22 protein-coding genes and 1 riboswitch are annotated in these 20347 nt (G+C 70.5%); of the genes, 9 read left to right on the top strand and 13 right to left on the bottom strand.

Annotated elements, in window-relative coordinates; all coding sequences use genetic code 11:
• Positions 1–199: 199 nt before the first annotated feature.
• Positions 200–637 (bottom strand): hypothetical protein, encoded by a 438-nt coding sequence (locus AC1D2H_RS24395; protein WP_477931512.1) that lies wholly within the window; start codon positions 635–637, stop codon positions 200–202.
• A gap of 103 nt (positions 638–740) precedes the next feature.
• Positions 741–1208, bottom strand: a complete 468-nt coding sequence (locus AC1D2H_RS24400) for an Lrp/AsnC family transcriptional regulator (protein ID WP_477931511.1) — start codon at positions 1206–1208, stop codon at positions 741–743.
• Positions 1209–1304: 96 nt separating this feature from the next.
• On the opposite strand from AC1D2H_RS24400, the gene AC1D2H_RS24405 reads away from it, so the two are divergent.
• Together AC1D2H_RS24405 and xopAW are read left to right on the top strand one after the other, a co-directional pair.
• Positions 1305–3548, top strand: coding sequence for an aminotransferase class V-fold PLP-dependent enzyme (locus AC1D2H_RS24405; RefSeq protein ID WP_478012736.1), 2244 nt, complete (start codon positions 1305–1307; stop codon positions 3546–3548).
• Positions 3549–3716: 168 nt separating this feature from the next.
• A complete protein-coding gene (gene xopAW, locus AC1D2H_RS24410) occupies positions 3717–4454 on the top strand; it encodes a XopAW family type III secretion system calcium-binding effector (RefSeq protein ID WP_478012737.1) in 738 nt (245 codons plus the stop codon).
• Here xopAW and AC1D2H_RS24415 read toward each other — a convergent pair.
• Positions 4451–5533, bottom strand: a complete 1083-nt coding sequence (locus AC1D2H_RS24415; protein ID WP_478012738.1) for an NAD(P)/FAD-dependent oxidoreductase — start codon at positions 5531–5533, stop codon at positions 4451–4453. The two genes, xopAW and AC1D2H_RS24415, sit on opposite strands and share 4 nt — an antisense overlap.
• A gap of 59 nt (positions 5534–5592) precedes the next feature.
• Positions 5593–5673: riboswitch (S-adenosyl-L-homocysteine riboswitch) on the top strand.
• A gap of 15 nt (positions 5674–5688) precedes the next feature.
• Between AC1D2H_RS24415 and AC1D2H_RS24420 the strand changes: the two genes are divergently transcribed.
• From AC1D2H_RS24420 to AC1D2H_RS24435, 4 genes are all read left to right on the top strand, one after another.
• Positions 5689–6888, top strand: coding sequence for an MFS transporter (locus AC1D2H_RS24420; RefSeq protein WP_478012739.1), 1200 nt, complete (start codon positions 5689–5691; stop codon positions 6886–6888).
• Positions 6889–6991: 103 nt separating this feature from the next.
• Positions 6992–7870, top strand: coding sequence for a hypothetical protein (locus tag AC1D2H_RS24425; protein ID WP_478012740.1), 879 nt, complete (start codon positions 6992–6994; stop codon positions 7868–7870).
• Positions 7871–7945: 75 nt separating this feature from the next.
• Positions 7946–8686 (top strand): hypothetical protein, encoded by a 741-nt coding sequence (locus AC1D2H_RS24430; protein WP_478012741.1) that lies wholly within the window; start codon positions 7946–7948, stop codon positions 8684–8686.
• 139 nt (positions 8687–8825) lie between these two features.
• Positions 8826–9380: a PEP-CTERM sorting domain-containing protein gene (locus AC1D2H_RS24435; RefSeq protein WP_478012742.1), complete on the top strand. Its 555-nt coding sequence runs from the start codon at positions 8826–8828 to the stop codon at positions 9378–9380.
• Here the strand turns inward: AC1D2H_RS24435 and AC1D2H_RS24440 are convergent.
• From AC1D2H_RS24440 to AC1D2H_RS24485, 10 genes are all read right to left on the bottom strand, one after another.
• Positions 9370–10293: a DUF3616 domain-containing protein gene (locus tag AC1D2H_RS24440; RefSeq protein ID WP_478012743.1), complete on the bottom strand. Its 924-nt coding sequence runs from the start codon at positions 10291–10293 to the stop codon at positions 9370–9372. The genes AC1D2H_RS24435 and AC1D2H_RS24440 overlap by 11 nt on opposite strands.
• Positions 10293–12110, bottom strand: coding sequence for an aminopeptidase P family protein (locus AC1D2H_RS24445; protein WP_478012744.1), 1818 nt, complete (start codon positions 12108–12110; stop codon positions 10293–10295). Before AC1D2H_RS24445 ends, AC1D2H_RS24440 begins: the two co-directional genes overlap by 1 nt.
• Positions 12111–12146: 36 nt before the next feature.
• The gene (locus tag AC1D2H_RS24450) at positions 12147–12884 is read right to left on the bottom strand and encodes an anti-sigma factor (RefSeq protein ID WP_478012745.1); all 738 of its coding nucleotides are present in this window, start codon (positions 12882–12884) and stop codon (positions 12147–12149) included.
• Complete coding sequence (locus tag AC1D2H_RS24455; protein WP_477931501.1) at positions 12881–13456, bottom strand: sigma-70 family RNA polymerase sigma factor; 576 nt, start codon at positions 13454–13456, stop codon at positions 12881–12883. The genes AC1D2H_RS24450 and AC1D2H_RS24455 overlap by 4 nt, the downstream gene beginning before the upstream one ends.
• Before the next feature lie 14 nt (positions 13457–13470).
• The gene (locus AC1D2H_RS24460) at positions 13471–14112 is read right to left on the bottom strand and encodes a PEP-CTERM sorting domain-containing protein (protein ID WP_477931500.1); all 642 of its coding nucleotides are present in this window, start codon (positions 14110–14112) and stop codon (positions 13471–13473) included.
• A 103-nt stretch (positions 14113–14215) separates the two neighbouring features.
• Positions 14216–15043 carry a tryptophan 2,3-dioxygenase gene (gene kynA / locus AC1D2H_RS24465; protein ID WP_477931499.1) on the bottom strand — a complete coding sequence of 276 codons (828 nt, stop codon included), beginning with the start codon at positions 15041–15043 and terminating at the stop codon, positions 14216–14218.
• Between the two features lie 2 nt (positions 15044–15045).
• A complete protein-coding gene (kynU, locus tag AC1D2H_RS24470; RefSeq protein WP_478012746.1) occupies positions 15046–16299 on the bottom strand; it encodes a kynureninase in 1254 nt (417 codons plus the stop codon).
• Positions 16296–16949 carry an arylformamidase gene (gene kynB, locus AC1D2H_RS24475; RefSeq protein WP_478012747.1) on the bottom strand — a complete coding sequence of 218 codons (654 nt, stop codon included), beginning with the start codon at positions 16947–16949 and terminating at the stop codon, positions 16296–16298. The genes kynU and kynB overlap by 4 nt, the downstream gene beginning before the upstream one ends.
• A 59-nt stretch (positions 16950–17008) precedes the next feature.
• The gene (locus AC1D2H_RS24480; protein ID WP_477931496.1) at positions 17009–17281 is read right to left on the bottom strand and encodes a hypothetical protein; all 273 of its coding nucleotides are present in this window, start codon (positions 17279–17281) and stop codon (positions 17009–17011) included.
• Positions 17278–18216 (bottom strand): LysR family transcriptional regulator, encoded by a 939-nt coding sequence (locus tag AC1D2H_RS24485; RefSeq protein WP_477931495.1) that lies wholly within the window; start codon positions 18214–18216, stop codon positions 17278–17280. The genes AC1D2H_RS24480 and AC1D2H_RS24485 overlap by 4 nt, the downstream gene beginning before the upstream one ends.
• Before the next feature lie 183 nt (positions 18217–18399).
• Between AC1D2H_RS24485 and AC1D2H_RS24490 the strand changes: the two genes are divergently transcribed.
• From AC1D2H_RS24490 to AC1D2H_RS24500, 3 genes are read left to right on the top strand one after another with little or no spacing between them, the layout of a single operon-like run.
• Entirely contained in the window at positions 18400–19230 is an 831-nt protein-coding gene (locus AC1D2H_RS24490; protein WP_477931576.1) for an MBL fold metallo-hydrolase, read from the top strand.
• Between the two features lie 5 nt (positions 19231–19235).
• Entirely contained in the window at positions 19236–19931 is a 696-nt protein-coding gene (locus tag AC1D2H_RS24495) for a DsbA family protein (protein ID WP_478012748.1), read from the top strand.
• Positions 19928–20320, top strand: a complete 393-nt coding sequence (locus tag AC1D2H_RS24500) for a nuclear transport factor 2 family protein (protein ID WP_478012749.1) — start codon at positions 19928–19930, stop codon at positions 20318–20320. Before AC1D2H_RS24495 ends, AC1D2H_RS24500 begins: the two co-directional genes overlap by 4 nt.
• Positions 20321–20347: the final 27 nt, after the last annotated feature.

A 20347-nucleotide genomic window follows, 5' to 3' on the forward strand; every position in this document is an offset into this window, starting at 1 on the left:
TGGAGCCAGTCTCGGCGCCGGCCGCCGAGGGGCCTATCGCCCTTTGGGGGTGCCGAGGGGGGAGTGGGTGTGGGGGCACCCCCGCCGTCTCCCCCTTAAGAGGGATAGCAAGGGCCCAAAGAAACAAGGACCGGGAAGCGCGAGCCTCCAGGTCCTTGTGGTTTGTGCGGTGGCCGATAAAGGCCGAAGACCGTTGTCTTCAGCGCATCGTGTAGCCGCGACCGTCCATGCAGGCTTCGACGGCGCGCTGGAATACGCCGGCGTCGGACATCGCAGCCTGCTGCGTCGTCGCCCAGCGGTTGCATTCACGGCTGTCGGCCTCCAGCTGGGCACTGCCCTGGCCGTTGCGCGGGTAGATGATGGGCACCGCCCGCGATGGCTGCGCATAGACGGGTTGCACCGGTTGCTGCACGTAGACGGGTTGAGGCGGCGGCGGGGGCGGCTGCACATAGACCACCTCGCGGTCGGCGTGATTGGCCATGGCGATCAAGGGTACGGCCACTGCCAGGCCGAGGACCAGGCCGCCCAGACCGGGGCCGCGGTGATGATGGTGGTGGTAGTAGCGGGGGCCGGCGCTTGCCAGGCCTTGGGCGGCCAGCAGGGCGAGAACAACGGAGGCGCGGACAAAAGTCTTCATGGCGGGCTCGCTCGAGGTCGAATGYGGTGAACTTAACGCCGTAGCGCCTGGTCGGTGTACTGCGGCCGCCCGCAATTTGCAACACGCGGTAGCAAATGTCGTGTCAACCGACATAGCCCAGTGGCAACGCCGTCGTCAGCTTGAGCTCCTCCATCGCGAAGCTGGAGCTGACGTCATGGAGCTGGGTGCCGGCGATGAGGCGCTTGTAGACCCGGTCATAGGCGGCGATGTCGGGCACCACCACGCGCAGCAGATAGTCGACGTCGCCGCTCATGCGGTAGAACTCGACGACCTCGGGAATCGCCTGCACGGTGGCCTTGAAGGTCTCGAACCACTCCTGGGAGTGCGTGCTGGTGCGCACCGACACGAAGACGGTCACGCCGACATTCACCTTCTGTGCATCCAGCAGCGCCACCTGGCGCGTGATGACGCCCGACTCCTTGAGGCGCTGGATGCGCCGCCAGCAGGGCGTCGTCGACAGGCCGACCTGTTGCGCGATCTCGGCCGTCTGGAGTTCGGCGTTCTGCTGGAGGATGTCGAGAATGCGGATATCTATGGAATCCAGTTTCATGAATCCAATGATACGCAGCATGAAATGCTCTTCTGCGGGCGGCGGGAGGGTGCTTGCGCAACCCGTTTGTGCGCGATGGTGGCAACAATACCGCCCATGGAAATCTATCTCGACGCCAACGCCACGACGCCCGTCCTGCCCCTGGCCCGTGAGGCCGCGATGGCCGCGATGGCCGAGGACTTCGGCAACCCGAGCAGCATCCACAGCACCGGCCTTAAGGCGAGGGCGCTGATGGACGGCGTGCGGGCCCGCGCGCGCCGCGTGCTCGGGGCGAGCATCGGCAAGCTGCTCTTCCTCAGCGGCGCCACCGAGGGCATCCAGACCGCGGTGCTGTCGGCGTTGAGCGCGCTGCGCGACCGGCCCCAGCGCCCCGAGCTGCTGCTCTACGGCGCCACCGAACACAAGGCCGTGCCCGAAGCCATCAAGCACTGGAACGCGCTGCTCGGACTGAATCTGCAGGTGCTGGCCATCCCCGTCGGCCGCGATGGCCGCCACGACCTCGCCTGGCTGCGCGAGCATGCGCCGCGCGCCGGCCTGGTCTGCACGATGGCGGCCAACAACGAGACCGGCGTCATCAGCGACCTCGACGGCATCGAGGCCGCGCTGGCCGGCAGTTCGGCGCTGTGGATGGTCGATGGCGTGCAGGCCCTGGGCAAGCTGCCGCTGCGCCTGGCCGAGCGCCGTATCGACTACGCGCCTTTCTCGGGCCACAAGCTTTATGCCCCCAAGGGCATCGGCCTGCTCTATGTGCGCGAGGACGCGCCTTTCACGCCGCTGCTGGCCGGCGGTGGCCAGGAGGGCGCGCTGCGCTCGGGCACCGAGAACATGTCGGGCATTGCCGCCCTGGGTGCCGTGCTGGCAGCGCTGGAAGACGGCAGGACCTTTCGCGACCACGCCACCCTCGTCGCCTTCCGCGACCGCCTCGCCGCCGCGCTGCAGCAGGCCTTCCCCGGCCTGGTCTTCAACGCGCCGCCCGAGGTCTGTCTGCCCACGACACTGAACTTCGCCGTGCCGGGCATCAGCTCCAAGCTGCTGCTGGACCTCTTCGACGCCGCCGAGCTGCGCGTCAGCGGCGGCTCGGCCTGCAGCGCGGCCAAGGCTGCACCGAGTTATGTCCTCGAAGCCATGGGCCTGCCGGCCTGGCAGACGGCCTCGGCCGTGCGCCTGTCCTTCGGCCCGGTGGCCGACGCGGCCTTCATCGACGAGGCCTGCGCGCGCATCCGCATCTGCGGCGAATCGCTGCGTGAAAGCTGCCTGGACCCGAGCGCCCCCGGCCAGGCCCTGCCTGCCGATGGCCTGACGCGCTTCATCGTCGACGGCGCCTGCTGCTATCTGCTGGCCGACGCCACCAGCCGCCGTGCTGTCGTCGTCGACCCGCTGCCCGAGCTGACCGAGCGCCTCGCGCAGTGGCTGCGTTGCCAGAACTACGAGTTGGCCGCCGTGCTGGACACCCACAGCCATGGCGATCACGCCTCGTCGGCGCCCGAGCTGCTCACCGCCGCGGGCCAGGCGCGTGGCGACGTTGATGGCCTGGGCTGGCCGCGTGGTGTCGACGTCCTTGAACTGGGCGCGCTGAAGCTGAGCCGCATGCCCATCCCGGGCCATACCCTGGACTCGACGGCCTATCTGCTCGACGACGCCGACGGCCTGCGCCTGGCCTTCGTCGGCGACACGGTCATGCCCGGCGCCCTGGGCCGCAGCGACTTCGAGCAGAGCGCGCCGCAGCACTACGGCAGCTCACTGCGCCGCCTGCAGCAAACCGTGGGCGCCAACACCTTGCTGCTGCCGGGCCACGACTACGACGACCGCTTTGCCAGCACGCTGGCCGTCGAGTCAGTCGCCCAGCCCTTGCTGGGCGACGTGCTCGGCGGCCGCGTCGACGACGCCGGCTTTGCGGCCGCCAAGGCCCAGCTGGAGCAGGGCCTGGCGCTGACCGAATACCAGACCGTSGCCTGCGGCGCCCGCGTCGRCAGCGCCTGCCCGCTGGCCTCCAGCGAGTTGAGCCTTGCCGCGCTGTCGCAACTGACGCGCGAGCATCCGGGCCTGGTGCTGGTGGATGTGCGCGAGCCCTATGAGCAGCGCCTGGGCCAGGCGCCCGAGCTGGGCACAGTCGTGCGCCGCGAGGCGGTGGCCTTGTCGGGCCTGCCGAATGCGCTGGCGCGCTGGATGGCCCTGCCGGCCGGCACGCCCGTCGTCTTCTTCTGCCGCAGCGGCAACCGCAGCGCCCAGGCCGCGCAGGCGCTGCGCCGCCTGGGCCATGAGCAGGCCTGGAGCCTGAGCGGCGGCCTGGCCCTGTGGCCGCGAGCGCTTGCCGGCGCGGATGCGGCCTTGGCGATCTGATCGCCGCAACTGGGCCGGCATGACGGCCCAGTTCAGCGCACCAAAACCTGCTTTATGTCCGCCTCGACACAGAGCAGCTACAGAGCCTTGACCGGCCCTTTGAAGAATCGGATCACCCGTCGCCAACAGGTCGCGGGTGAACCTCAATCTCTTCCAAAGGAGTAGCCAATGAGCACGATCAGCGGCCTGGGCGGTGCAGACCGATCCTGGCAAAACGCTCAGAGCAGTTCGACCCGCCGGACCGAGCACGAAGCCCGCATGTTCGCCAAGGTGGACAGCGACGGCAGTGGCGGCGTCGACGCCACCGAACTGGCAGCCATGCTGGAAAAGGGGCCGCTCAGCGGCCAGTCCGGCGACAGCGCGGAGCTGTTGAAGAAGATGGACAGCGACGGCGACGGCAGCCTGAACAGCGAGGAGCTGAGCCAGGGCATGCGCGACCTGATGCCGCCGCCGGCGTCGACGCTGGAGTTCGCGCAGTCGCGCGGTGCGGCCAACGACGAGGGCGGTGAAGACAGCGATGCCTTCACCCAGCTCGACGCCGATGGCGACGGCCAGCTGTCGCGCGCCGAATTCGAGGCAGGCAAGCCGCAGCGGCCCGAAGGAGGCCCGCGCGGCCCCGGTGGCCCGGGTGGCCCACCACCGGCGGCAGCGTCAGGCAGCAGCGCAACCAGCTCGACGTCGACCAGCTACGACCCGCTGGACGTCAACCAGGACGGCGCCGTGTCGCAGATCGAGAGGCTGGCCGGCCAGTTGAAGGAGCTCGCCCAGACCTCGGGTTCTGGCGACGCCTCCAACAGCGGCAGCAACAGCGAGATCGCCGCGCTGGCGCAGAAGCTCTACGACCAGCTCAGCAGGAACTGGTTGCAGCAACCCACCACCGAGTCCCAGCTCAGCGTCTCGGCTTAAAGCCGATTGGCGACCTCCTCGGCCAGGGCCAGGGAGGCTGTCAGCCCGGGTGATTCGATGCCGAAGAGCTGCACCAGGCCTGGCGTCGCGCTGTCGATGCGAAAGTCCGCCGCCGCTTCGCCCGGCCCGCTCAGCTTGGGCCGTATGCCGCTGTAGGCCGGCTGCGGCGCACCGGCCGGCAGGCCTGGCCAGTAGCCGCGCACCTCGGCCTCGAAGGCCGGTGCCAGGGTCGGGTCGACGGCGTAGTCCAGCGCGGCCGGGTCGGTGTCGGGCAGCCACTCCACATCCGGCCCGAAGCGCGCCTGGCCGCCCAGGTCCAGCGTCAGGTGCACGCCCAGGCCGCCGTCCACCGGCAGCGGGTAGATCAGGCGCGAGAACGGCGCCCGGCCGGCCAGCGAGAAATAGTGGCCGCGCGCAAAGCGCAGGCGGGGTGCGGGCGTGCCGAGGGATTCGGCCAGCCGCGCGGCGAACAGGCCGGCCGCGTTGATGACGCAGCGCGCCTTCAACTCGAAGTCCGAGCCGACGCGCAGCCGCCAGCCATCGCTTTCGCGCTCGCCGCCGCTGACCGGGCTCGCCAGGGCCAGCGTCGCGCCGGCGTTCTCGGCATCGGCCAGCAGCGCCGTCATCAAGCCATGGCTGTCGACGATGCCGCTCGATGGCGACGCCAGCGCGCCGGCGGCATTCAGCGCCGGCTCCAAGGCCAGGGTCTCGGCCCGGTTCAGCAGGCGCAGGTCGTCGACGCCGTTGGCCGCGCCGGCGGCGGCGATCTTGTCCAGCCGCGGCAGATCCTCCATGCGCGTCGCCACGACGAGCTTGCCGCAGCGACTGTGCTCGATGCCGCGCGCCTCGCAGTAGGCGTAGAGCAGGGCCTTGCCGCGCACGCACAAGCGGGCCTTCAGGCTGGCTTGCGGGTAGTAGAGGCCGGCATGGATGACCTCGCTGTTGCGCGAGGAGATGCCCGTGCCGATGGCGCCCGCCGACTCGATGACGACGACCTCGCGCCCGCGCAGCGCCAGCTCGCGCGCGATCGCGAGCCCGACGACACCGGCCCCGATGACGGCAATATCCACCTCGTCCATCGCCGCAGTTTGCCTTGCCTAGAATGGCTGCCGTGCTGCGGTGGTTGTCGCGGCATCGTCTCGCCGAGGGGTGCTGCGACGGGGGCAAGGATGCTTTCGCCACGCTCGGTGTTGACGTCGGACAAGGGCGCCCTCTGTGAAGAAGAGGCTCCCTCATGCATTCCCCTCCCGCTTCTGCGTCGATACGCACCATCCTGCCGCTGGCCTTCGTCACCGGCGTCAGCATGGCCGCCATGGATCTCTACCTGCCCGCCGTGCCCGCCCTGCAGGCTGGCATGGGCATCAGCGTGCCGCTGGCCCAGGCCACGGTGGCCGTCTACCTCGCCGGCCTGGCGGGCGCCCAACTGCTGTGGGGCGAGCTGCTGAACCGGCTCGGCCCGCGGCTGTGCATCCAGGCCGGCCTGTTGCTGCTGGTGTTCACCAGCCTGGGGTGCGCACTGGCGCCCAATATCGAGACCCTGCTCGTGCTGCGCCTGCTGCAGGGCGTGTCCGCCGCCGCGGCCACCGTCGTGGCGCCGAGCGTCGTGCGGGCCACGCTGGGTGACGCCGACGTCGTGCGCGGCATCGCGGCCATCTCCATGGTCGAGGCCATCGTGCCCGCGGCCGGGCCGGTGATCGGCGCGGTGATGCTGCGCGTGGTGGACTGGCGCGGCACCTTCTGGGTGCTGGCGGGCTTGGCCCTGCTGGTGCTGCCCTGGGTCGTGAAGATCGCGCCGCGCAGATTGCCCGGCCTCGACATGAAGCACGACGCCGGCTACGGCGCCATCTTTCGCAACCGCAGCTATCTGCGCCTGGCCGGCTCGCATGCGCTGTGCATCGGCGCCTTGCTGACCTTCCTGGCCAGTGCGCCGCAGCTGTTGCACAACACGCTGGGCCTGGGCTCGGCGGCGTTCGCGATGCTGCAGGTGCTGGGCGTCAGCGCCTTCATGCTGGGCGCCACGCAGTCGGGCCGGCTGGCGGCCAAGCTGGGCCACGCGCGCGTCGTGCAGTGGGGCAATGCGGTCCAGCTCGTGGCCTGCGGCCTCGCCCTCGTCGGCGCGCTGGTGGCGCAGCAACTGCCTTTTGCAGCCATCGCGGCCTACTGGGTCTGCTTCTGTGGCGGCCTGGCCATCCGCGGCCCGGCGACCTTTGGCGATGCGCTGGCCGTGCCGCCGGCGCAGATGGGCCGCGCCACCGCCATGCTCATCCTCGCGCTGCTGGCGGCGGGCGCCGTCGGCACCCAGCTCGTCGCACCCTTCATGGGGCATGCCGACAGCGCGGCGCCGCTGTTCGCCAGCGTGCTGCTGATGCTGATGGCCAGTGCGGCCCTGGTGTGGCCTTACCCCGGCGTGCAGCGCACCGAGGCAGTGACCTAAGGACTCCGCCCGATGGCGAGGCCGAGCGCCCGCGCCTAGGCTGCCTGCTTTGCCAGGGAGCCTCAAGAACATGCCTCCGCCTTCTTCCAGCCGTGCTCGTGTCTTGTCGTGGCGGCTGAGCCTCGTCTCGCTGTGCGTGCTGGCCTCCTGCTCGGGCATGCCCATGCAGGTGGACCGCAGCGCGCGTGCGCCTCGCCTGGACGGCTACGGCAGCGTCGAGCTCGCCGTGACGACGCGCTCTGAGGAAGCCCGCCGCCTCTTCGGCCAGGGCATGGCCCAGGCCTATGCCTTCAACGAGAACGAGGCGGTGCGCATGTTCAAGGCCGCGCTGGCGGCCGACCCCGACTGCGCGCTGTGCGCCTGGGGCGTGGCCTGGCAGCTCGGCCCCAACATCAACGCACCGGACCGTGGCGACCTGGGCGAGGCCAGGCGCTATGTGGACCTGGCCGTGCGCCAGCGTGCCAATGCCAGCCCGCGTGAGCGCGAGCTGATCGACGCGATGGCGCTGCGCTATGGGCATGCCAGCCAGCGCGCCGAAGTGGCGGTGCTCAGCGCGCCGGTCTGCGGCCAGAAGTCGGGCAGCTCGGGCAAGCGTGCCGACCCGCTCGACATCGCCTATGCCGACCGCCTGCACGCGCTGGCCGACAGCGCGCCGAACGACCCCGACCTGCTGTCGCTGTGGGCCGAGGCCGAGCTGGTCGCCACCCGTGACGACTGGTGGGACGACGACAGCGGCAAGCCCCGTGGCCGCATCGGCGACCTGGCCACGCGGCTGGAGGCCGCCGCCGCCCGGCATCCGCAACACACCGGCATCAACCACTACCTCATCCATGCGGTGGACACGCCCACGCAGGCCCGCCGCGGCCTCGTGGCGGCCGAGCGCCTGGGCGGCCTCGCGCCGCAGTCGCCCCATCTGGTGCACATGCCCTCGCACACCTTCGGCCTGCTGGGGCGCTATGCCGACGCCGCGGCCGTCAACTAGCGTGCGCTGGCCCTGGACGACGCGCGCGAAGCCGAGCTCGAGCGCCAGGGCTTCACTGTCGGCAAGGACTGGCGCATGCACAACCGCTCCTACCTGTGGTTTGCCGCGCTGATGCAGGGCCGCGGCGACGTGGCGCTCGCCAATGCACGGCGCGGCGCCGAGAGGGCCGAGCATTGGACCTTCGCCTACGGTGAGTACCTGCGCAGCCTGCCCGTGCTGACGCTGCTGCGGCTGGAGCGCTGGGACGCCGTGCTGGCCGAGCCGCTGCCCAGCGACAAGCTTGGGGTGGCCCTGGTGCTGGGCCAGCAGGCGCGCGGCGTGGCCCTGCTGCGAACGGGTCGCCTTGCCGAGGCGCAACAGGCCTATGCGCAGCTCGCGCCCGTCGCGGACCGGCTGGTCAGCGAGAACGCCCGTGATGACTACAGGGAGAAGGTCGTTCGCGGCCTGGCCCAGGTGGCCAAGGCCCGGCTGGCGGCCGAGATCGCGCTGGCCGAGGGGCGTACTGACATGGCATTCGAGCTGCAGGCGCAGGCCGTCGAGGCGGGCAAATTCATCGACCGCAGCGAGCCGCCGATGCTCGCGGCGGGCTCGCGAGTGGCGCTGGGCGACATGCAGCTCAAGGCCGCGCGCTGGGCGCAAGCCGAGGCCAGCTTCCGCGCCGATCTGGCAGAGCATCCGACCAGCGGCTGGGCGCTGCGCGGCCTGCTGCAGTCGCTGCAGGCCCAGGGCAAGCCGGCGGCCGAAGTGGCCGGCGTGAAGGCGCAACTGGCCACCAGCTTCGGGGGGGCGGATACCGCGCTCAGGCTGGCGCTCTGAGCGCCGCAAAACGTCAGCACTCGTGCATGTAGTGCCCGATCCGGCCCTGCAGTTCCCCTGCGGGCACCCAGCGCCTCGGGGGTAGTGAGGACGGGGAGGTGCTTCTAACTTGGACATGTCTTCAACCTGGGAGCGCAACATGTCCTTCACCACCTCCGTCCTTGCCCGTGCCGCTGCTGTCCTCGCCCTGGGCTTGGGCGGCACGGCCTTCGCCAGCCCCGTGACCTTGCAGCTCAAGGCCTCGGGCTTCCAGGACGCCGGCACGCAATATCCCGGCTTCAATGGCGAGGTCGACGCCCGCCTGACCTGGGACACGGCCAACAAGGCCGACCCCATCGCCAGCTTCCTCAGCATCGACATCGAGATCGCCGGCCACCAGTACACGCTGGCCGAAATCGGCATCGCCAACCAGGGCACGACGCAGACGGCGATCGGTGCCATCGTGCGCGGCGCCAATGCCGTCGTCGGTGACGGCGCGTTCAACGATTTCCTGATCGTCTTCGATCGCGTCAACCCCGCCATCAACGCCTTCGCCTATTCCATCCAGGGCAAGACCAATGCGATCTGGTGGACGCCTGCGAGCACCAGCGCGGCCTACATCACCAACAGCGTGCCCGAGCCGTCGACGCTGGCCCTGCTGCTGCCTGCGCTGGCGGGCTTGGTGCTGAGGCGGCAGCGCCGGGCTAAGGCTTGACGTCCAGCGCGCGGAAGGCGCGCTTGCCCTTGTCCACGTCCTTGCAGGCCTTCTTGCCCACCATCACGCCGCCGTCGTCGCTGAGCAGGGTGATCTGCCCATCGGGCCAGGCGAACAGCGCCTCGGGCCGCAGCGTGCCGAGCCCGGCCTTGACGGGCACCGGCATGTCGGTCGGCTTGCCGCTCCAGCGGAACATCGCGAAGCTGCCTGCATCGGCCGGCGGGCCGGCGACGATGAGGTAGCCGGCGCCGATGCGGTCGATGGAGCGCACGCCGCGGCCGCCCAGGTCGAGGCGGATGGCGCTGCCAAAGCGGGCCGGGCCTTTGCCGCCCACCAGCTCGGCGGGGTTGAGCAGCGGGATGACGAGGGCGCGGCCCTGCGGGATGGGGTTGCGCAGGCCGATCAGCAGGCTGCCGTCCGCCGCGGCGGCCAGGCCTTCGATGTTGAAGCCACCCTCGGCCTCGGCCGCACGGCCGGCCGCGTCGGACAGCTTCAGCGGCGCCAGGGCCGGCGCCGCCAGCAGGTCGGCCAGCAGCGCCGCGTAGGGCTTGCCGACGGGCTCCACCGTCGTGCCGCGGATCTCGGTCGCGAAGAAGCGCTGCCGGTCCTCGCGCAGCTTGCCCGCGCTGTTGCGGGCATGCGAGGCGATCCAGTAGATGCGGCTGCCGACCTGGGCCGCGCCTTCGAGGTCGGCTTCCTTGTCCGTCTTCAGGAACTTGTCCAGCTCGACTTGGCCGACGGGCCTGGCCTCGCCGCGCCGGTAGATGACCAGGGTGTTGTGCTCGTCATCGGCGACGACGAAATGACGCGCATCCAGCGCCACCGCCGCCGACGCGTCGCACAGGCCTTCGTAGCGCGTCTGTGCGCCGGCCGCCGCCGCCAGCAACAACAGCAGGGCGGCGGCGCTGCGCATCAGGCAGCCAGGGGTTGGGTGCGTTCGACCAGCCAGGCCAGGGCCGCGCCGCTGACCTTGGGCGAGAGGCGCTCGCGCACCGTCGCGTGGTAGCGGTTCAGCCAGTCGACCTCGTCCGCGCGCAGCAGGCTCATGTCGATGCAGCGCGTGTCGATGGGGCAGAGCGTCAGCGTCTCGAACTCCAGCATCTCGCCGAAGGCGTTCTTCTCCGGCGTGTCGAGGGCGACGTTGAGCACCAGGTTCTCGATACGCACGCCCCACTGCCCTGGCCGGTACAGGCCCGGCTCGATGGACGTGATCATGCCGGGCTCCATGGCCATGGCCGGCTCGGCAATCGCCTTGGAGATGCTCTGCGGGCCTTCATGCACATTCATGAAGTAGCCCACGCCGTGGCCGGTGCCATGGCCGTAGTCCAGGCCGTGCTCCCACAGCGGCGCGCGGGCGATGGCGTCCAGCATGGGGCTCAGCGTGCCGCGCGGGAAGCGGGTGCGCGACAGCGCCAGCGTGCCCTTGAGCACCAGCGTGTAGTCGCGCTTCTGCGCGGCGCTGACCGTGCCGATGGGCCAGACGCGCGTGATGTCCGTCGTGCCGCCGAGGTACTGGCCGCCGGAGTCGATCAGCAGCAGGCCGTTGCCCTCGATCTGCGCGAAGGACTCGGGCGTGGCGCGGTAATGGGGCAGGGCGCCATTGGCCATCCAGCCGGCAATCGTCGAGAAGCTCAGGCCCACGAAGCCGGGGCGCTTCCTGCGCTGGGCGCTCAACTTGGTGTCGATGTCCAGTTCGCTCCAGCGCTCGCCGCGGGCCATCGAGGCCTCGAAGTCGGCATAGAACTCGCACATGGCCGCGCCGTCCTCGGCCATGGCCTCGCGGATGAAGGCGGCTTCGGCGGCGGTCTTGCGGCTCTTCAGCAACGTGCTGGGGTTGATCTGCTCGACGACGGCCACCGTGGCCGGCACGGCTTCGCGCAGGCCCAGCGTCACGCGGCGCGGGTCGATCAGCAGCTTGGCGGTGGCGGGCAGGGCGGCCAGGGCCTTGGCGGCCTGGTCATAGGGCGCGAGCTGGATGCCGTCGGCGCCCAGGCGCGCGGCCACGTCGGCCGGCACCTTGCCATCGGCGATGAAGAGGCGGCCGCCCTGGGCATCCATCAGCAGGTGGGCGATGAAGACGGGGTTGCACTCCACGTCCGAGCCGCGCAGGTTCAGCAGCCAGGCCACGTCGTCCACGGTGGAGACGAGGTGGTGGGTGGCCCGCACCGTCGCCATCGCGGCGCGCACGCGGGCCAGCTTGTCGGCGCGGGACACGGCGGCCTGCGGCGCGGCGTGCTCGTAGACGGCTTCGGTCGGCAGGCCGGGGCGGTCGTCCCAGGCGTCCTGCACGAGGTCGAGGTCGGTGCGAACGGTGATGCCGGCACGCTGCATGGCCGCGCGCAGCGCATTGGCCAGCGACAGGCCCAGCACCTGGCCGTCCACGGCCAGCACCTGGCCGGGCTGCAGGGTCTTGGCGATCCAGTCGATGTAGATGGTCGACGCGCCGGTCGCCATCTTCTCGAGCGTGATGCCGCTGCCGGCGATCTGCGCCTCGGCCTGGGCCCAGTAGCGGCTGTCGGCAAACAGGGCGGCGCTGTCGCGCGTGACGACGAGGCTGCCGACCGAGCCGGTGAAGCCCGACAGGTACTCGCGGCCCTGCCAGCGGCCGGGCAGGTACTCGGACAGGTGGGGGTCGCTCGAGGGCACCAGCACGGCATGGGCGCCGGTGGCCTTCAGGGCATCGCGAACGCGCTCGATGCGCAGGCGGGTTTCGTGGGTGCGGGTGTCCATGGTGGCGGACCTTGTCGGTGAAGCGGTGGCGGGATTTTAGGAGCCGGTTGGCTTGGGTGCCGGAGGCAATGGCTCCCACACTTTGACGCAATGCCCGCTCAGCACGAAGGGCCCGCCCGGCTGGTCGCCGCCGCCGGGCGGCTCGAAGCTGACGGCCAGGCGGCCGACCTTGGCAAAAAGCGCCTCGCTGGTAGCGCTCAGTTCCAGCCTGGCCTTGTTGCCGGCGGGCACCACGCCCAGCGAAAACGGCGGTCGGCCGTCAGAGGGAATCGCCCACAGCCGGGCGACCTGGCCCTGGGGCGGCACCACGGGCTTGAGCATCTTCAGCGTCAGCAGCTTGCCATGGCGCAGCGACGAGGCCAGCACGACGGGCTCGTTGGCCGCGTTGGTCAGGATGCCGACGTAGGCGGGCGCCACCGCCTCGGTGGACTCGGGCGTGATGCCCACCCACTGCGGCTGCTGGCGCACGACGCCCACGGCCATCACCACGCCGAAGGCCGTGCCCAGCAGCGGCCACCACCAGGGCTGGCGGCGGCGCTGCGGTGCGGGGGCGATGCGCTGCTGGATGCCTTGCCAGACGGCCGGCTGTGGCTGCACGGCGGGCACGCTGATGGCCAGCTGGTTGAGGCGCTCCTGCCAGGCGATGACGGCCGCGCGGGCCTCGTGCGAGTCGCGCAGCACGGCCTCGAAGCGCCGCGCCGCGCGCGGGCTCAGCGTGCCCAGCGCCTGGGCGGCGGCCAGCCGGTCGAGCAGTTCAGGGCGCAGATAGTTCATGCGGCGTGCCCCCGTCCGTCCAGGCAGGCGCGCAGCCGCTCCAGGCCGCGCCGCAGCCAGGTCTTGACGGTGCCCAGCGGCGCGCGCAGATGCTTGGCCACCTCGTCATGCGTGCGGCCCTCGTAATAGGCCAGGGCCAGGCTCTGGCGCAGCGGCGCGTCCAGGCCGTCCAGGCAGGCGCGCAGGCCGAGCGTGCCGCTGGCCTGGGTCAAAAGGGCCAGCGGGTCGGGGCGTTCGCTGGCGAGAGCCTCATGCTCGTCCAGCGTGTCATGGGTGTCGGCGTGCTTGCTGCTGCGCAGATGGTCCAGCGCCTTGTTGCGCACGATGGTGATGAGCCAGCTCATCGGCGAGGCACCCGTCTGCGCATAGCCGCCGGCGTTGTGCCAGATGTTGACGAAGGCCTCCTGCAGCACTTCCTCGGCCCGCTCGCGCCGCCTGAGCACCAGCATCGCCACACCCAGCAGGTGGGCGCTGGTGGCCTGGTAGAGCTGCTCGAAGGCGGGCTGGTCGCCCAGCGCCACCTGGCCGAGCCAGAAGGCCAGGCGGTCGGTGGCGGCGGGCGCTGCGGGCATCGCGGCAGTGTCGATTACTTTCGCTGCGTGCGGCGGCGGCTCACCCAGCCCATCGCGGCCAGCCCGCCCAGCATCAGCGCATAGCTGCTGGGTTCCGGCACGGCGGCGACGAAGTTGCTCCCGGTGAAGCCGGCCAGGGCGCCCGGCGCGGCGGCACCCTTGGGGCTCTCGATGCGGGCGAGGATGGACAGGTCGGCCGTGGCGACATTGAGGTTGCTCGAATAGACCAGCCGGTTCACGCCCAGCGTGCTGTTGGAATACATGAAGAAGCCGGCACCGTCCGTCGTCACCAGGCTGGCGATCAGGTTGGCGGCATTGCCGGCGCCGAAGGCCGTGGCCGGGTTGTTGTCGTCGTCGAACTCGTTCAACACGATGACGTTGCTGCCGGCGGCCGGCGGCGCGGCCAGCGTGGCACTGGCGAAGCTCAGCGACCCGCCCGCATTGAACTTGCTGAGGTCGAAGACGAAGCGGTCGGTCGTCGGGTCGAAGGTCGCGATGCTGCGCTGCTGGCCGGCAAACACGGTGCGCACGCCGTCGGCCGGATTGGCCGTGGAGCCGGCGAAGGGCGCGGTGTTGAACAGGGTTTCGGCGGCGGCGTGGGCTTGGGCCGTGGCGGCCACGCCGAGGGCCAGCAGGGTGCGGGCGATGAGCTTCATGGGATCTCCAGTTCGTTGCAGGCGAGGCACGACATGTGTCTCAGCCGGCAGGAACGGAGGTCCCCCGGTTCTGGATGTGGAATCCCCTAGGCCGTGTAGGGGATTACAGCTCGGTGCGCAGCGCCCACAGCTCCGGGAACAGCACCACGTCCAGCATCTTGCGCAGATAGCTGACGCCGCCCGTGCCGCCCGTGCCGCGCTTGAAGCCGATGACGCGCTCCACCGTCGTCACGTGGCGGAAGCGCCAGAGGCGGAAGGCGTCTTCCAGGTCCACCAGCTCCTCGCCCATCTGGTACAGGTCCCAGTTCTTCTCGGGGGCGCGGTAGACGGTCAGCCAGGCCTCCTTGACGCCCTCGTCGGCCACATGGGGCTGGGTCCAGTCGCGCTGCAGGTTGGCGGCCGGCACAGCGATGCCGCGGCGGGCCATCAGCTTCAGCGCCTCGTCGTAGAGCGACGGTGCCTCGTAGGCCTCGCGCACCTGGGCCAGCAGGTCGGGCCGGTGCTCGTGGGGCTTGAGCATGGCGGCGTTCTTGTTGCCCAGCATGAACTCGATGCGCCGGTACTGCGCGCTCTGGAAGCCGCTGCTCTTGGCGAGGTAGGGCCGCACGGCGCTGTACTCGGGTGGCGTCATCGTCGCCAGCACATCCCAGGCGTGGACGAGCTGCTCCATGATGCGCGACACCCGCGCCAGCATCTTGAAGGCCTCGGGCAGGCGATCCGCCGCCACGTTCGCGATGGAGGCCTGCAGCTCGTGCAGCATCAGCTTCATCCACAGCTCCGAGGTCTGGTGCTGCACGATGAAGAGCATCTCGTTGTGGTCGGGCGAGAGCGGCTTCTGCGCGTTCAGAATGGCGTCGAGCTGGAGATAGTCTCCATAGCTCATGTCCTTGGAGAAATCGAGCTGGGCGCCGTGGTGTTGGACGTCGGACATGCTCAGGTCACCTTGGATCGGCTGGTGAACTGGGGTGCATCCCAGGAGCGCGAATCGAGGATCTGGCCCAGCACGTCCACCGCGCGCGCCACATCGGCGTAACCGTTGTACAGCGGCGCGAAGCCAAAGCGCAGCAGCTCGGGGTCGCCGGCGCGGAAGTCGCCGATGACGCCCTGGGCAATCAGCGCCTGCATGACCGCATAGCCGTCCACACCCTGGGGCAGAGAGAACGACACCTGCGAGCCGCGCATGGCCGAGTCGCGCGGCGTCGCGATGACGGCGCCCGGCACGCGCGCTTCCACGCTGCCGATGAAGGCCTCCGTCAGCGCCAGCGACTTGTTGCGCAGCGCCTTGATGCCGCCCAGCTTCTGCGCGGCGTCGAACACGTCCAGTGCCGTGTCCAGGCCGGTCATGGCCAGCACCGCGGGCGTGCCGCACTGGTACTGCTGGATGCCCGGTGCAGGCTGGTATTCGCTGTCGAAATCGAAGGGGTTGGCGTGGCCCAGCCAGCCGGTCAGCGGCTGCCAGACCTGGCCCTCGTGGCGCGGGTGCATCCACACGAAGGCCGGCGCGCCGGGGCCGCCGTTCAGGTATTTGTAGCCGCAGCCGATGGCGAAGTCCGCCGCGCTGCCCAGCAGGTCGATGGGCACCGCGCCGGCGCTGTGCGCCAGGTCCCACACGGCCAGCGCGCCGGCCTGGTGGGCCCAGCGCGTCAGCAGGGCCATGTCGTGCATGCGGCCGCTGCGGTAGTTCACATGCGTCAGCATCAGCACGGCGCAGCGCTCGTCCAGCAGTGGCGGGATGTCCTCCGGCGACTCGGTCAGGATCAGCTCGCCGCCATGCGCCCGCACCACGCTTTGCGCGATGTAGTTGTCGGTCGGGAAGTTGCTGCGCTCGCTGATGACGACCTTGCGCTTGCCCTGCTGCAGTTGCAGCGCCGCATGCAGCACCTTGTAGAGGTTGACCGAGGTCGAGTCCGCCACCAGCACCTCGCCCGGCCGCGCGCCCAGCCACGGTGCCAACCGGTCACCGAGGCGGCGCGGCAGGTCGATCCAGCCGGCGGCGTTCCAGCTCTTGATCAGGCCCTGGCCCCACTCCTGCTCGACCGCGCGCTGGATGCGCTGCGGCGTCGCCTTGGGCAGGGCGCCCAGCGAGTTGCCGTCGAGATAGGTGATGTCCTCGGGCAGCTGGAAAAGGTCGCGCAGGCTGCGCAGCGGGTCGGCGGCGTCGAGCCGCTTGGCGTCGTCAATATTCATGGCAGTTCCCTCAGGACGGCGCGCACGGGCGAAGCGCAGGCGCCTTGGAGTTTGAGTGGCAGGGCGATCAGTTCGTAGTCACCCTCGGGCACGTCGTCGAGCACGAGGTTTTCCAGCACGCGCAGGTCGTGGCGACGCAGCTGCTGGTGGCTGTCCAGCACCTTGGAGTCGGCCGGGTCCACGCTCGGCGTGTCGATGCCGATCAGGCGCACGCCGCGCGCGGCCAGCCATTCGACGGCTTCCGGTGCGTAGGCGGTGAAGGCGGGGTTCCACGCCGTGTCGGCCCGCTCGCAGCAGCGCACCAGCACGCGCGGCGGCAGGCCTTGTTCAGCGTGCTGGAGGTGCGCCACCGTGATCAGCGGCGCCGCGCCGATCGCGTGGATGACGCGGCAGCGGCCGAGGTAGGTGTCCAGCGGCACCTCCGCGATGGCGGGCGCGTCGTTGGCGTAGTGCAGCGGCGCATCCGCATGCGCGCCCACATGGGGGCTCATCGTGATGGCGCTGAGGTTGACCGGGCAGTCCGGCGACAGCTGCGCCGTCCAGCGCAGGCTGTAGGGCTCGTCACCCGGGAAGATGGGTGCGTCGGGGGCGACGGTGGGGGAGATGTCCCAGAGTCGCGGGGTGAGGGGAGGGGCGTTGGAACTGCTCATGGCGGCGGCACCATAGCGGCAGGCTGGAGAGCGTGGTGTCGGTTAATTCCAACTGCCTGTCAACCGAGCGTGGCCGGTGCCGGGGGAGGTTCCCCGTCGCGCAGCTCGCGCGCCAGCGCGTCCAGTTCCTCGTCCAGGCTGAGGCGGCGGCGCCAGTCTCGGCCGGCCTTGCCGTACCAGTACTCGGCGTCCTCCAGGTCGCCCTCCTGCACATGCACCAGCGCATGCAGCCAGGCGGCTTCGGGCGAGTCGTGGCGCTGCACCTGGTCGTGGGCCTGGGTCCAGTGGCCGTCGCGCAGCAGCGCCAGCACGTCCAGCAAGGGTTGGTTCACGGCGTCTCCTCGTGCTCAGCCTCGGGGGCGGCGGACAAGTCCTGATCCCAGGGTTCGCCGGCAAAGCGCGCCGCCAGGAAGTCCACCAGCAGGCGCAATGCCAGCGGCTGGTGCTGGCGCGACAGGTAGATGGCATGGATGCCCATCACCTCGGGCTGGTAGTCGGGCAGCAGCGGCACCAGCCGGCCCGTGTGCAGATCATCGCCCAGGTAGTAGGTCGGCAGCATGCCCACGCCGGCGCCGGCCAGCACCGCGCGGCGCAGCACGGCGGTCTCGTTGGTGTGCAGGCTCCAGTTCACCGGCACGGTGATGAGCTCGCTGCCGCGCAGGAAGCGGTACTGCCGGCCGATGCCGAAGGCGTGCGCCACGCAGCGGTGCTGGCGCAGCTCGTCTGCCGTGCGCGGCGTGCCGTGCTGCTGCAGATAGCCCGGCGACGCGCACAGCATGGAGCGGCAGCGTGCCAGCGGGCGGGCAATCATGGCCGGGTCCAGGGTGTTGGTGATGCGCACGGCCAGGTCCACCCGCTCGGCCACCAGGTCGGCCGTCTTGTCGGCCACCGACAGCATCACCTCCACCTGGGGGTGCTGCTGCTGGAAGTCCACCAGCGCGCTCGTCAGCTGGGCCTCGGCGAACGAGCCCGGCGTCGTGATGCGCAGCAGGCCGGCGGGCTCCCGGCTGCGCTCGGCGGCCAGGTGCTGGGTCTCCAGCGCCAGGTCCAGCAGCTGCCGGCAGGCGGGCAGGGTGGCGCTGCCGGCATCCGTCAGGCTGACGCGGCGCGTCGTGCGGTGCAGCAGCCGCGCGCCAAACCAGTCCTCGGCCGCCGCCAGATAGCGGCTGACCATGGCGGTGGACATCTCCAGGTGCTCGGCCGCCTGGGTCAGGCTGGCCCGGTCAGCCACCTCCACGAAGACGCGCAAAGCAGTCAGGCGATCCATATGTGTCCCGAATTGCGACGGATAGTGAAATAAACAGTCAACCGAAGCGAACTTTATCAACCATATCGCAAAACCTAGAGTTCGCTCCACACCCTGCCGACGGCAGTCCACCTCACCCCGGAGATGCTCATGTTCCCTCTCAGCCAACTCGCCCGCCGCCTGTTTCCCGCCCTGGCCCTGGGCATGGTTGCCACCGGCGGCGCTCAGGCGCAGGCCCCGCTGGCCGTCAAGGTCTACAACGCCGATGGCAACAGCTTCCACGTCAATGCCGTCGTCGTCAGCGGCAAGACCGAGGCCCTGGTCATCGACAGCGGCTTCACTCGCGCCGATGCGCTGCGCGTGGCCGCCAACGTGCTGGACAGCGGCAAGACGCTGAAGATCATCTTCATCAGCAACGCCGACCCCGACTACTACTTCGGCGCCGAGACGCTGAAGAGCGTCTTCCCCCAGGCCCGCGTGCTGACCACGCCCGCCGTGCGCGAGAAGATCCAGGCCAAGCTGGCAGGCAAGCTCGCCTTCTGGTCGCCCAAGATGGGCGCCAACGCACCCCAGCAGCCCATCGTGCCCGAGGCGCTGCAGGGCAACAGCCTGACCGTGGACGGCGAGACCATCGATGTGCGCGGCACCACCGGCGTGCTGGCCCACCGGCCTTACGTGTGGATCCCGTCCATCAAGACCGTCGCTGGCAACATCGCCATCTTCGGCAACCTGCATGTCTGGACGGCCGACACCCAGAAGCCCGCAGAGCGCCAGGCCTGGTTCGCCCAGCTCGACGAGATCGAGGCGCTCAAGCCCGCCACCGTCGTGCCCGGCCACATGGCCGCCGGCACCGCTCTGGACGCCAGCGCCATCCGCTACACCCGCGACTACCTGCACCGCTTCGACACCGAGGCCGCCAAGGCCAAGACCGGCGCCGAACTCATCGAGGCCATGAAGCAGGCCTACCCCCAGGCAGGCCTGGGGCTGGCGCTGGACATCGGCGCCAAGGTCAACAAGGGCGAAATGGCCTGGTGAGCACCATGACGAGCCCTGTCCTCCACTACATCTACGACCCCCTGTGCGGCTGGTGCTGGGGCGCCGCGCCGCTGGTGCGCGCGGCCCGCGCCGTGCTGCCGGTGCGGCTGCATGCCGGCGGCATGATGGCCGGCGCTCAGCGCCAGCCCGTCACGCCCGAGCTGCGCGCCTTCGTGCTGATTCACGACCAGCGCATCGCCGAGGCCACTGGCCAGCCCTTCGGCGACGCCTACCGCGACGGCCTGCTGCGCGACAGCCAGGCCATGTTCGACTCCGAGCCGCCCACGGCCGCCATCCTCGCTGCCGACGCCCTCGGCGGCCGCGGCCTGGACCTGCTGGCCGAGCTGCAGGCCGCGCACTACGTGCAAGGGCGGCGCATCGCCGAGCCGGCCGTGCTGGTCGAGCTGGCAGGCGCCATCGGCCTGGCCGAGGCCGATTTCGAGGCCGAACTGGCCCGCCAGAGCGCCGGCCCGGTGCAGGCCCACATCCAACAGACCCGCACCTTCATGGCGCGTGCTGGTGCGCGAGGCTTCCCGAGCTTCCTCCTCGAAACCCCCGCGGGTCTGACCCGGGTGGACGCAGCCGCCCACCTGGGCCGGCCACAGGGTTTCGCGGCCGCGCTGCAGGGTCTGGCTGGCCAGCCGCCGGCCGAGCCGGGCGGCACGGCGGCGCTGTGCGATGCCGACGGGTGCGCGCTATGAAAAGCAAGCTGCAGATCGTGTCGGACCACTACGCCGCCTCGGCGCGCGGCGACGTCACGGCCATGATGGCCGACATGGCACCCGACGTGGCCTGGACGGAGATGGCCGGCTTCCCCTGTGCCGGCACCTGGGTGGGCCCGGAAGCAGTGGCCCGCCACGTCTTTGCCGTGCTGGGCCGCGACTGGGACGGCTACCGCTTCACGTTGGAGCAGCTCATCGACGGCGGCGAGCAGGTGGTGGGCATCGGCCACTACAGCGGCCGCTGCCGCGCCACGGGCAAGGACTTGCACGCGCGCGTGGCGCATGTGTGGCGGCTGGCGCAGGGGCGGGTCGTCGCGTTCGAGCAGTTCACCGACACCTTGCTGGTGGCGAGGGCGATGGAGGTGTGAGGCGCGCGGCGGCGCCGTCCTCGGTGC

The organism is Roseateles sp. P1_C1_2, assembly GCF_056406535.1.